This window comes from Pseudomonas fjordensis (assembly GCF_976987115.1).
Window position 1 is genome coordinate 1,521,027 of the sequence record NZ_OZ336860.1, and the last position, 11,524, is coordinate 1,532,550.

Consider the following 11,524-nt stretch of genomic DNA (forward strand, 5'->3'; position numbering starts at 1 on the left):
CCGGAATCAGGCGGTGTCGGGAAAAGGGGAACGGCTTAAAACTTCTCTTTGCCGGACAGGTAACGCCATTGGCCCACTGGCACCTTGCCGATGGACACGCCGCCGATGCGGATGCGGCGGATGGCGATGACTTTCAGGCCAACGGCTTCGCAGAACAGCGCGATCACGCCCGGTTGCGGGTTTTTCATCGCAAAGCGCAGGCGGTTCTCGTTCTGCCAACTGGCTTTGACGGCAGGCAGCTCTTTGCCTTTGTAGGTCAGGCCGTGGTTCAGGCGGTTGAGGCCGTGGGCAACCATGTCGCCTTCGACTTCCACCACGTATTCCTGCTCGATCTTGGCGGCATCGGCGGTCAACTTGCGCAGAATCTTCCAGTCCTGGGTGAACACCAGCAGGCCACTGGCCTTGGCTTGCAGGTCGGCGCTGGCGCTCAGGCGCAGGAAGTGGCCCTTGAGCGGGCGCTTGCCGAAGCGGTGTTCTTCAGAGAGGGTATCGGCGCTGATCGAGGCCATGGCGGTTTCAGCGTCCACGCCTGCGGGGGCGTGCAGCAGGATAGTCACCGGCTCTGGCGCGGTGGCTTTGGCTTCTGGGTCCAGCTCGACTTTTTCGTCAGTGACCTTGAACTGCGGCTCGTCGATCACTTCGCCGTCCACCGAGACCCAGCCGCCTTCGATAAACAGCTCAGCCTCCCGACGGGAGCAACCGACCAGTTCGATAAGGCGTTTGGAGAGGCGTATGGGGTCAGTCATGACAAGGGCCGTAACAAAAGGGGGCCACTATTGTACCTGTCTGGCGCCGGTTAATCCCGGCTCCATTTCAGCGCATGTGCCTTAACAATATTTAACTGACGCGACACGGGTCAAATGTGGGCTGGCTTGCCTGCGAAGGCGGCGGGTCAGTCTACCTATCGGGCGCTGGTATACCGCCATTGCAGCAAACGGTAACCACGATGCGAAGCGAGTCGCCCTTGATCTTGATCTTAGGCGCCCCGTTAAACCACGCTGGCCGGAATTCGACAGGGATTTGGGGGGTAAACCGGCAGGGATGCCGGTTTAGCCGCCCCGCGCCATGGATGGCGCGTGGCGGCGGCCCCCCAAATCACTGGCGGATTACGGGCACACCGAGCCTAGGCGAGGTGCCGAGTGGTGGGGCAAGAGCGTTTTGCTTACTTTTGCGCTTTTCAAAAGTGAGCCGCTGTCAGAGCGGAACCCTAAGTGGCCGTTACCGCAGGAATGGATATGTACACGGTCCAACTGTAAGGCCGTCTTCGCAGGCAAGCCAGCTCCCACAGTTTGTACGGTGTGCTTTCAGGCATTACGCGCCTGTTGCTGCTGGCGCAGACGCAGGTGCAACAACGGATAAGGCTGCCCAAGCCCATCATGCTCTGTGCGCCCGATCACCTCGAAGCCTTGCTTGAGGTAAAACCCCAAGGCCTGGGGGTTCTGTTCGTTGACGTCCAGTTCATCGGCATTCATGTGTTCGATCGCGTAACCCAGCAATTGCCGGCCCAGTCCCTGGCCACGGTAGTGCGGGTCGATAAACAGCATCTCCACCTTGCCCGCCGACACGCCGGCGAACCCGTTGATGCGTTGGCGCGAGTCCTTGGTGCAGATCAGCATCACCGCATCGAGGTAGCGGGTCAGCACCAGGTTTTTCAGCAACTCGATATAGCTGTCCGGGAGGAAGTGGTGGGTGGCACGTACCGAGTCCTCCCAGATCTGCACCAGGCGCGCGTAGTCGCTGGTTTTAGGTGTGTGAATCACCGAATGCTGACGCATACCCGCTGTCCCTTGCTGTATTCGGGGTTGATGGGCAATACGATAGACCTAAAAAAGCCCCGCATCTTCTCAGAGGCGGGGCTTTTTTATCATCGGGCGATCAGTCGCGCTTTTCGGCCCACAAGTCGTACTCGTCGGCGTCGGTCACGGTGCACCACACTTTGTCACCCGGCTTCAGGCCGCTGGCATCGTCGATAAACACGTTACCGTCGATTTCAGGGGCGTCAAAGAAGCAGCGGCCCACCGCGCCTTGCTCGTCGACTTCATCGATGAGCACTTCGATTTCCTTGCCGATGCGCAGTTGCAGGCGTGCCGAGCTGATGGCCTGCTGATGCGCCATGAAGCGCTCCCAGCGGTCTTGCTTGACGTCGTCCGGCACCACGGCCAGGTCCAGCAGGTTGGCCGGAGCACCTTCCACCGGCGAGTACTGGAAGCAACCGACGCGGTCCAGCTGCGCTTCGGTCAGCCAGTCCAGCAGGTACTGGAAGTCTTCTTCGGTCTCGCCGGGGAAGCCGACGATGAAAGTGGAGCGGATGATCAGCTCCGGGCAGATCTCGCGCCAGTTCTTGATGCGTGCCAGGGTCTTGTCTTCGAACGCCGGGCGTTTCATCGCTTTGAGCACTTTCGGGCTGGCGTGCTGGAACGGGATGTCCAGGTACGGCAGGATCTTGCCGGCGGCCATCAACGGGATCAGCTCGTCCACGTGCGGGTACGGGTAAACATAGTGCAGGCGCACCCACACGCCCAGGCTGCTGAGGGCTTCGCACAGTTCGGTCATGCGGGTTTTCACCGGCGCGCCGTTCCAGAAACCGGTGCGGTATTTCACATCGACGCCGTAGGCGCTGGTGTCTTGGGAGATCACCAGCAGCTCCTTGACGCCAGACTTGACCAGGCGCTGGGCCTCGTCGAGCACGTCACCCACCGGGCGGCTCACCAGTTTGCCGCGCATCGACGGGATGATGCAGAAGCTGCAGCTGTGGTTGCAGCCTTCGGAAATCTTCAGGTACGCGTAGTGGCGTGGGGTCAGCTTGATGCCTTGAGGCGGCACCAGGTCGATCAGCGGGTTGTGATCCTGGCGTGGCGGCACCACCTCGTGCACAGCGTTGACCACCTGCTCGTACTGCTGCGGGCCGGTCACGGCCAGCACGCTCGGGTGCACGTTGCGGATATTGCCTTCTTCCACGCCCATGCAGCCGGTCACGATGACTTTGCCGTTTTCCTTGATGGCTTCGCCGATCACTTCCAGGGATTCGGCCTTGGCCGAGTCGATGAAGCCGCAGGTGTTGACCACCACCACATCGGCGTCCTGGTACGTGGACACGACGTCGTAGCCTTCCATACGCAATTGCGTGAGGATCCGCTCGGAGTCGACAAGCGCCTTCGGGCAACCCAGGGAAACAAAGCCAACCTTGGGGTTGGCTTTTGCGATGGTGGTGGACATGTCTAACCTCGGTATTGAATGACGCTGCCGGTCGTGCACGACAAGGCAACGGATGGGCGCTTGGTGCGCCTCTGATCAAAAAGTGCGCAATTCTATCGGTGGGCAACGCAGTTGACCAGCTTTATGCAGGGAAATACGACGAGTGCTGCGCCGGGTCATCCCCATAGCCACACTGGCGCGCGCTTAAGCCTGGATGTCTTGTTCGGTTCGGTGCGATACCACTTTAGACATGCCCACACCTAACGCCTGGAGGACTTTAAGCAAAGTAGAGAGCTTAGGATCGCCGCCGACGCCGATGGACCTGTAGAGGTTTGCTCGATTGAGTCCGGTGTTCTGCGACAAGCTGAGCATCCCACCACGGGCTTCCGCCACTCGACGGATAGCAACAAGGAAAGCGTCCTCGCCACCGGCTTCATCTATTTCCTCAAGCGCGACAGACAAATATTCGAGGGCAAATGCCTCGTCGTTGCGAAGCATTTCCAGAACGCTATCTTCGTGCGGGCGGGTACGAATGGTCATTTTTGCTGCACCTTGTAAGATTTCCAGAGAGCCTTGGCCTGATCGATATCGTTCTGCTGTCTGGCCTTCGAACCACCGCCCAATAGGAAAATGATTTTTCGATCCTGGACTGCGTAATACACGCGAAACCCCGGGCCGAAATCGAGCTTCATCTCAAAGACCCCATCACCCACTGGCTCGGTAATGCCAAAGTGACCAAGGGACGCCCGATCCACTCTGGTGGTGATTCTTGCTTTCGAACGCGTGTCCTGCACTGTATCCAGCCAAGCCTGGTAGATATCCACGCCGTTGATTGACAGTACGTGTTTCACTTCGTACATGAGGAATGTACCTTAAAAGAGACAGCTCGATAATTGAGTTTTTATATCGACTGCGCGCCATGCGAATGCACGATTGACCGATCAGGTAATCCGGCAAGGCGCTCCTGCTCACACCACCCAAGCAGCACGACTGAGCCGGGCCAGGAATATACGGTTGGCCGTAAATGTGATCAATGCAGGCAAAAAGGCGCCAAAGTGCTGCTGTGGCCTCTATGACTGATTGCCTAAAACGACACCCCGTTCACTTGAACGGGGAAATACGACGAGTGCTGCGCTATGCTTCGCGCCGTTACGCACGGGTAAAGCCCTTGGGTCAATAAAACGTCTGTTACGAGAAGTAAAACAGCGCATGCTAGGGTCAGCTTAGAAGCGCTGTTTATAAAAGACCTCAGGTCAAAGGGCAGGAGTGGTTGATGGGTCAGGCAAGTAGTCAGGCAGCAGGTGCCGAGCATTCAAAAGCCAAGCCGATTGGCATGCTGGTGGCGGCGGTCGGGGTGGTTTATGGCGATATCGGGACCAGCCCGCTCTACACCCTTAAAGAGGTGTTCAACGGTGGTTATGGCGTGCAGGTCAACCATGACGGTGTTTTGGGGATCCTGGCGCTGATCTTTTGGTCGCTGATCTGGGTGGTGTCGATCAAGTACGTGCTGTTCGTGCTGCGTGCCGATAACCAGGGCGAGGGCGGGATCATGGCGCTCACCGCGTTGGCGCGGCGAGCCGCCGGCACGCGGGCCAAATTACGCGGTTTCTTGGTGGTATGTGGCCTGTGTGGCGCGGCGCTGTTCTACGGCGACAGTATGATCACCCCGGCGATTTCAGTGTTGTCGGCCATCGAAGGCTTGGAACTGGCGTTCGATGGCCTGGAAAAATGGGTGGTGCCCATTGCCCTGGTGGTGCTGGTGGCGCTGTTCCTGATCCAGAAACACGGCACCGACCGCATCGGCAAGCTGTTCGGCCCGGTGATGGTCACCTGGTTCCTGGTATTGGGCGGCCTAGGTGTGTACGGCATCCTGCAGCAACCCGAAGTGCTCAATGCGCTCAACCCGGCGTGGGGCGTGCGCTTCTTTATGGTTCACCCGGGTATTGGCGTGGCGATCCTCGGCGCGGTGGTGCTGGCCTTGACCGGCGCAGAAGCGCTCTACGCCGACATGGGCCACTTTGGCCGCAAACCTATCGCCCGCGCTTGGTTCCTGCTGGTGCTGCCGGCGCTGGTGCTCAACTATTTCGGCCAGGGCGCGATGCTGCTGGGCGATCCGGAGGCGGCGCGCAACCCGTTCTACCTGTTGGCGCCAAGCTGGGCGCTGGTCCCATTGGTGGGCTTGTCCACCATGGCCACGGTGATTGCTTCCCAGGCGGTGATTTCCGGCGCGTTCTCGTTGACCCGCCAGGCGATCCAGTTGGGTTACATCCCACGCATGCATATCCAGCACACCTCCAGTGCCGAACAGGGCCAGATCTACATCGGTGCGGTGAACTGGTCGCTGATGGTCGGCGTGATCCTGCTGGTGCTGGGTTTCGAATCCTCCGGTGCCCTGGCCTCGGCCTACGGCGTAGCTGTTACAGGCACCATGCTGATGACCACCATTCTGGTATCGGCGGTCATGCTGCTGCTGTGGAAATGGCCACCGGTGCTGGCCGTGCCGCTGTTGCTCTGCTGCCTGTTGGTAGACGGCCTGTTCTTTGCGGCCAACGCGCCGAAGATCCTCCAGGGCGGGGCCTTCCCGGTGTTGGCGGGGATCGTGCTGTTTGTGCTGATGACCACTTGGAAGCGCGGCAAGCAATTGCTGGTCGGCCGTCTCGACGAGGGTGGCCTGCCATTGCCGATCTTTATCAGCAGTATCCGCGTACAGCCGCCCCATCGCGTGCAGGGCACGGCGGTGTTCCTCACCGCGCGGCCCGACGCCGTGCCCCATGCGCTGTTGCACAACCTGTTGCATAACCAGGTGCTGCATGAGCAGGTGGTGCTGCTGACCGTGGTCTACGAAGACATTCCACGGGTGCCAGCGGCGCGGCGCTTCGAGGTGGATGCCTACGGCGAAGGCTTCTTCCGGGTGATCCTGCACTTCGGGTTCACCGATGAACCGGACGTACCCGAAGCGTTGAAACTGTGCCACTTGGATGATCTGGACTTCAGCCCGATGCGCACCACCTATTTCCTTAGCCGTGAAACGGTGATCGCCTCGCGCATCAAAGGCATGGCCCGTTGGCGCGAAGTGTTGTTTGCCTTCATGTTGAAAAATGCCAACGGCAACCTGCGGTTCTTCAAACTGCCGGTCAACCGTGTGATCGAGCTGGGCACCCAGGTCGAGATGTAAGGTGCTGCCTACCGGGAGCCGGCAATCGGCTCCCGCTTTCCTTTCTGAACCCTGTGCAAACGATGGTTGTCGACTAGGCTGGTAGGAGCGAGCTTGCTCGCGAAAAACGTCAACGATCACGCGTTAATCCTGGATAAACGCGACCCCTGTGAGGCCTTCGCGAGCGAGCTCGCTCCTACAAAAATGCCTATGAAGCCCAGAAGAGGTGCGCCATGAGTCAGCTGCTCGAACCTTACACCCTGCGCCAATTGACCCTGCTCAACCGCATCGCGGTTTCACCCATGTGCCAATACTCCAGCGACGATGGCCTGGCCAATGACTGGCACCTGGTGCACCTCGGCAGCCGAGCCGTGGGCGGCGCCGGGCTGATTTTTACCGAGGCCACGGCGGTGACCGCCGACGGCCGCATCACCGCCCAGGACCTGGGCCTGTGGAACGACGCCCAGATCGAACCGTTGCGCCGCATCACGCGTTTTATCGCGGCCCAGGGCGCAGTGGCCGGGATTCAGTTGGCCCATGCCGGGCGCAAGGCCAGCACTCATCGGCCATGGATCGGCAAACACGGCAGCGTCAAACCGGAGGAGGGCGGCTGGGTGCCAGTGGGGCCCTCGCCGATTGCCTTCGACCCCAATCACACCCAGCCCAAGCCACTGGACGAAACACAGATCCAGCAAGTGATCGCCGACTTTGTCGCCGCCGCCAAGCGCGCCTTGACCGCAGGCTTTGAAGTGGTGGAAATCCATGCCGCTCACGGGTACCTGCTGCACCAGTTCCTCTCGCCGATCAGCAACCAGCGTCAAGACCACTACGGCGGCTCTTTCGAAAACCGCATTCGCCTGGTGCTGGAAGTGACCAAGGCCGTGCGTGCCGTGTGGCCTGAGGAGTTGCCGCTGTTTGTGCGCGTGTCGGCCACCGATTGGGTGGAAGACGGCTGGAACCCGGATGAAACCGTGGAATTGGCGTGCCGCCTGAAAGACCTGGGGGTGGATCTGATCGACGTGTCCTCCGGTGGCACCGCCGCCAATGCCGAGATTCCTACTGGCCCCGGCTACCAGACGCGCTTCGCCGAGCGCGTGCGCAAGGAGTCGGGCATGGCCACTGGCACCGTCGGCATGATTACCGAACCCGCCCAAGCAGAGCACATCCTGCGTACCTGCCAGGCCGACATTATCTTCCTGGCCCGCGAACTGCTGCGTGACCCCTACTGGCCACTGCACGCCGACGATGACTTGGGTGGGCGCAAGGCAACCTGGCCTGCGCAATACCAGCGGGCGACCCATCGGGACCAGCCGATTCATGAGTCGGACCTGCGGGATTGATCCTGCTCACCTCTGTGCCAAACCCACCCTGACACGGTGGGTTTTTTCTTGCGCGCGTTGTAGGCGTTGCGCAGCCGATATCGGCCACTGCGTGAGCAATCGCTGTAGGTTTTTATTACCGACGTTATTTTTTAAGTTAATACTCTAAAAAAATCCCACGAATGGTGAGATAGTTTCTACGCTAAGGGTAAGCCCGACTTCTGGCCCAGGGAGACAGGCGGTTGGTCCGCGAAGCCGTTGCGCTTCTCGGGAGTTGGGAAATGGGCACCAGGAGTATTTGACTGATATCAGGAGTAGCGGTCCATGGCCAAGTCCTATGGCGTAGCGGGTGCGGTGGCGTCTTTTCTGAGCCGCCGGATGTCCTTGCGGGGTCGAAGGTTGAGTTCAGATGAAATGGAGTTGCTGGCGCAATATCGGGCGCTGACCGAGAGTGATCAGGTGGCGATGCGCTATCTGATTGGCGCGATGAAAAGCGTGTCGCGGTTCTGAGCCAAATCCGATCATTCCCACGTTATTGCGTGGGAATGATCGTGCAGTGTGGCATTAGGTGTACTTGCGTTGCTCTGGCGCAGGCGGGAAGTACTGATAAAGCCAGGTTTCACTCAGGGTGCGGTCCTGGGTGCGAATAAACAGGCGTAGCTCGACCGGCTCCACGCTGTCGCTGGTGGGGTACCAGTCGAACAGGATGCGGTAACCCTTGATGTTATCCAGCACCAGCACGCTGAAATCCTTCACCTCACCGTGGGAACAAGTCACCACCGGCTCGATGCCGGTGCCCGCCGGCAGGCGATCAAGGCCGCCGCCCTTGAAGTCCACGGCAAAACGCCGCGCCCATACCTTCGGATAATGCTCCCCGGGTGCCCAGCCTTCGGTAAAGCCGCCCATGCCCGAACGGGTCGCGTCGACCTGTGCCAGCGGCGTGCTCACTGGCGGCAGTGCGCTCCAGTACAGCTTGTAGCCATAGTTGAGCGAATCACCCGCGGCCACGGGCTTTTTCGGGGTCCAGAAGGCCACGATATTGTCCAGGGTTTCCCCGGTGGTAGGGATTTCCAGCAGGTCGATCGAGCCTTCGCCCCAGGCCGTGGTCGGTTCAACCCACAGGCTTGGGCGTTTGCTGTACCAGTCGACGGTGTCCTGGTAGCTGGCGAACTCATGGTCGGTCTGCACCAGGCCGAAGCCTTTGGGGTCGGTGTCGGCGAACGCGTTGAATTGCAGCTTGGCCGGGTTGTTCAGGGGCCGGCAGACCCATTCGCCGTTGCCGCGCCACATGGCCAGGCGGTCCGAGTCGTGGATTTGCGGGTGAATGGTGTCGCACATGCGGCGCTCATGGGTGCCGCAGCTGAACATACTGGTCATGGGCGCGATGCCCAGTTGTTCGATGGCGGTGCGCGCATTGATGTGCGCGTCGATCGCCATCACCACTTGGTTGGCCTGGCAGTCGATGTCGAAGCGATAGGCGCCAGTGGCGCTTGGCGAGTCGAGCAGGGCGTAGACCACAAAACGCGTGGCGTTCTTGTCCGGGGTTTCGAACCAGAACTGCGTGAAATCAGGGAATTCCTCGCGTTTTTTCGCGTAGGTATCAATCGCCAGGCCACGCGCCGAGAGGCCGTACTGGCCGGTGGAATCCACTGCGCGAAAGTAGCTGGCGCCCAGAAACGACAGCACGTCATGGCGGTCCAGTTCCGGCGCCTTGAACAGCTTGAAGCCGGAGAAACCCAGGTCGCCGGTTAATTGCTGGGTGTCCACCGTGGTTTTTTCATAGTTGAACAGCGAAGGGCGAAAGTGCACTTCGCGGGCTTCACGGGTCTTGGGGTCGACGCTGTGCATGCGCACCGGCGTCTTGAAACCCATGCCGACGTGGAAGAACTGCACGTCCAGTTGGCCGTTCAACTCCTTCCACAGCGAATGGTTACGGTCATAGCCGATGGCGTTGAAATTCTGCGGGGTCATGGTGGCCAGGGTCGGCGGCAGCACCTGCTTAGTGTCCTGGTAGCCACGGGTGGCCAATTGCTTGGCCTGGGCCTTGAGCGATTCGAAATCGAACGCCACGGCCTTGCCATCGGCAGCCCGGTTTCCTGCCCAGGCCTGCGCGGCCAGCAGGCCACTGGCCGACAAACCGGTGTAAGCCGCAATGGCCATGGATGCTTTGAGCAAATTCCTGCGGTGCATAGAGACAACCTGTCGTGAGCAAATCCCGCGCCGTTCCTGGCACGTAACGGATCAGAAATAACGGTTCGGACATGCCTTCGGCCAAACGCAACGGACAATAAACAGACGCCGGATAGCTTAAGCGGTTCGATGAGCGAGGCAAATTGATTGATGGCGGGATGATGGCGTTGCATGTGCAACAAGACATTTCCAGCATCGCAACTGAGCGTTACATCTGGAAGCACTCTAGATCACGGCTTTTTGGCACTTAGTTTTACGCTGGAGGCCTATTGGTCCTACGAACCCAAGTGTCTGGAGGCTACGAATGAATACCCGTGGATTGCTCGATCAACTGCTCAAGTCTGGCCAGGACATGTTGCAAAACAAGGCCGGCGGCCAACGCAAGTCCAATGACAAGGGCGCCCTTGGCGGCTTACTCAACGGTGGCGGGCTCGGCAGCATGCTCGGTGGTGCCGGCGGCGGCGCCCTGGCAGCGGGAGCCATGGGCTTGCTGCTGGGCAACAAAAAAGCCCGCAAATTCGGCGGCAAGGCGCTCACCTACGGCGGCTTGGCCGCACTCGGTGTGATTGCCTACAAGGCTTACGGCAACTGGCAAGCCCAGCAGGCCAGCGCGCCCCAAGGCGAGCCGCAAACCATCGACCGCCTGCCACCGGCCCAGGTCGAACAACACAGCCAAGGCATTCTCAAGGCACTGGTGGCCGCAGCCAAGGCTGACGGGCATGTGGATGAGCGCGAGCGCGCCTTGATCGAAGGCGAATTTACCAAGCTGGATAACGACCAGGAACTGCAACACTGGCTGCACGCCGAACTCAACAAACCCCTGGACCCCACCGACGTCGCCCGCGCCGCCAGCACCCCGGAAATGGCCGCCGAAATGTACATCGCCAGCGTGATGCTGGTAGACGAAGAAAACTTCATGGAAAAAGCCTACCTGGACGAACTGGCCCGCCAACTGAAACTTGAACCAGGCTTGAAGCTGGAGTTGGAAAAACAAGTACGGCTAAACGCCTAAATAGGGCCACACCCCAGTCAAACCTGTGGGAGCGGGCTTGCCCGCGAATGCGCTAGACCAGTCACTCTATTTCCGACTGACTCACCCCATCGCGGCATAGGTACCCACACCGTAACCACGATGCGAAGCGAGCCGCTCTTGCTCTTGATCTGCTTTTGATCTTAAGCGCCCCGTCAAACCACGCTGGCTGTAATTCGCCAGTGATTTGGGGGGTAAACCGGCAGGGATGCCGGTTTAGCCGCCCCGCGCCATGGATGGCGCGTGGCGGCGGCCCCCCAAATCACTGGCGGATTACGGGCACACCGAGCCTAGGCGAGGTGCCGAGTGGTGGGGCAAGAGCGTTTTGCTTACTTTTGCGCTTTTCAAAAGTGAGCCGCCGTCAGGGCGGAACCCTAAGCGGCCGTTACCGCAGAAATGGATATGCAGACAATACAACTGTGTTGACTGCCAGGCCGCCTTCGCGAGCAAGCCCGCTCCCACAGTTGGATCGTTGGGGTGTCTGGTAGATAGTTGTCGGCTGGGAGGCCGCCATCGCAGGCAAGCCAGCTCCCACATTTAGATTGTGGGGGGGGCAGGTGGATAGGCGTCGGCTGTCAGGCAGCCACGGGAGCAAGCTCCCTCGCCACAGGCCCCGCGTCGCACGCAAAATTGTGT

At 60.0% G+C, this 11,524-nt stretch carries 10 protein-coding genes; 4 read left to right on the top strand and 6 right to left on the bottom strand.

Going from position 1 to position 11,524, the window contains the following annotated elements:
- Nucleotides 1-35 precede the first annotated feature (35 nt).
- The 5 genes from ACWHXD_RS06955 to ACWHXD_RS06975 all read right to left on the bottom strand — a co-directional run bounded on the left by ACWHXD_RS06955 (nt 36) and on the right by ACWHXD_RS06975 (nt 4,055).
- Complete coding sequence (locus ACWHXD_RS06955) at nt 36-746, bottom strand: rRNA pseudouridine synthase (protein WP_003189059.1); 711 nt, start codon at nt 744-746, stop codon at nt 36-38.
- 558 nt (nt 747-1,304) lie between these two features.
- Nucleotides 1,305-1,775: a GNAT family N-acetyltransferase gene (locus ACWHXD_RS06960; RefSeq protein ID WP_032893246.1), complete on the bottom strand. Its 471-nt coding sequence runs from the start codon at nt 1,773-1,775 to the stop codon at nt 1,305-1,307.
- Nucleotides 1,776-1,875: 100 nt separating this feature from the next.
- Nucleotides 1,876-3,216: a 30S ribosomal protein S12 methylthiotransferase RimO gene (gene rimO, locus ACWHXD_RS06965; RefSeq protein WP_003231334.1), complete on the bottom strand. Its 1,341-nt coding sequence runs from the start codon at nt 3,214-3,216 to the stop codon at nt 1,876-1,878.
- Nucleotides 3,217-3,399: 183 nt separating this feature from the next.
- The gene (locus ACWHXD_RS06970) at nt 3,400-3,735 is read right to left on the bottom strand and encodes an addiction module antidote protein (protein WP_032893244.1); all 336 of its coding nucleotides are present in this window, start codon (nt 3,733-3,735) and stop codon (nt 3,400-3,402) included.
- Complete coding sequence (locus ACWHXD_RS06975) at nt 3,732-4,055, bottom strand: type II toxin-antitoxin system RelE/ParE family toxin (protein WP_098949382.1); 324 nt, start codon at nt 4,053-4,055, stop codon at nt 3,732-3,734. Before ACWHXD_RS06975 ends, ACWHXD_RS06970 begins: the two co-directional genes overlap by 4 nt.
- Nucleotides 4,056-4,468: 413 nt before the next feature.
- Here ACWHXD_RS06975 and ACWHXD_RS06980 point away from each other — a divergent pair, with 413 nt between their 5' ends.
- The 3 genes from ACWHXD_RS06980 to ACWHXD_RS06990 all read left to right on the top strand — a co-directional run bounded on the left by ACWHXD_RS06980 (nt 4,469) and on the right by ACWHXD_RS06990 (nt 8,178).
- Complete coding sequence (locus tag ACWHXD_RS06980) at nt 4,469-6,370, top strand: potassium transporter Kup (RefSeq protein WP_032893242.1); 1,902 nt, start codon at nt 4,469-4,471, stop codon at nt 6,368-6,370.
- A 212-nt stretch (nt 6,371-6,582) separates the two neighbouring features.
- Entirely contained in the window at nt 6,583-7,689 is a 1,107-nt protein-coding gene (locus tag ACWHXD_RS06985) for an NADH:flavin oxidoreductase/NADH oxidase (protein WP_138761420.1), read from the top strand.
- A 303-nt stretch (nt 7,690-7,992) separates the two neighbouring features.
- Complete coding sequence (locus ACWHXD_RS06990) at nt 7,993-8,178, top strand: hypothetical protein (RefSeq protein WP_003189066.1); 186 nt, start codon at nt 7,993-7,995, stop codon at nt 8,176-8,178.
- 54 nt (nt 8,179-8,232) lie between these two features.
- Here ACWHXD_RS06990 and ACWHXD_RS06995 read toward each other — a convergent pair whose 3' ends face one another.
- Nucleotides 8,233-9,858, bottom strand: a complete 1,626-nt coding sequence (locus tag ACWHXD_RS06995; RefSeq protein ID WP_056790149.1) for a glucan biosynthesis protein D — start codon at nt 9,856-9,858, stop codon at nt 8,233-8,235.
- A gap of 304 nt (nt 9,859-10,162) precedes the next feature.
- Between ACWHXD_RS06995 and ACWHXD_RS07000 the strand changes: the two genes are divergently transcribed.
- A complete protein-coding gene (locus tag ACWHXD_RS07000; RefSeq protein WP_044272228.1) occupies nt 10,163-10,870 on the top strand; it encodes a tellurite resistance TerB family protein in 708 nt (235 codons plus the stop codon).
- Nucleotides 10,871-11,524 lie beyond the last annotated feature (654 nt).

Coding starts and splice junctions, on each gene's coding strand:
- ACWHXD_RS06955 (WP_003189059.1), bottom strand. CDS start 746: ATGACTGACCCCATACGCCTCTCCAAACGCCTTATCGAACTGGTCGGT.
- ACWHXD_RS07000 (WP_044272228.1), top strand. CDS start 10,163: ATGAATACCCGTGGATTGCTCGATCAACTGCTCAAGTCTGGCCAGGAC.
- rimO (WP_003231334.1), bottom strand. CDS start 3,216: ATGTCCACCACCATCGCAAAAGCCAACCCCAAGGTTGGCTTTGTTTCC.
- ACWHXD_RS06975 (WP_098949382.1), bottom strand. CDS start 4,055: ATGTACGAAGTGAAACACGTACTGTCAATCAACGGCGTGGATATCTAC.
- ACWHXD_RS06985 (WP_138761420.1), top strand. CDS start 6,583: ATGAGTCAGCTGCTCGAACCTTACACCCTGCGCCAATTGACCCTGCTC.
- ACWHXD_RS06960 (WP_032893246.1), bottom strand. CDS start 1,775: ATGCGTCAGCATTCGGTGATTCACACACCTAAAACCAGCGACTACGCG.
- ACWHXD_RS06990 (WP_003189066.1), top strand. CDS start 7,993: ATGGCCAAGTCCTATGGCGTAGCGGGTGCGGTGGCGTCTTTTCTGAGC.
- ACWHXD_RS06970 (WP_032893244.1), bottom strand. CDS start 3,735: ATGACCATTCGTACCCGCCCGCACGAAGATAGCGTTCTGGAAATGCTT.
- ACWHXD_RS06980 (WP_032893242.1), top strand. CDS start 4,469: ATGGGTCAGGCAAGTAGTCAGGCAGCAGGTGCCGAGCATTCAAAAGCC.
- ACWHXD_RS06995 (WP_056790149.1), bottom strand. CDS start 9,858: ATGCACCGCAGGAATTTGCTCAAAGCATCCATGGCCATTGCGGCTTAC.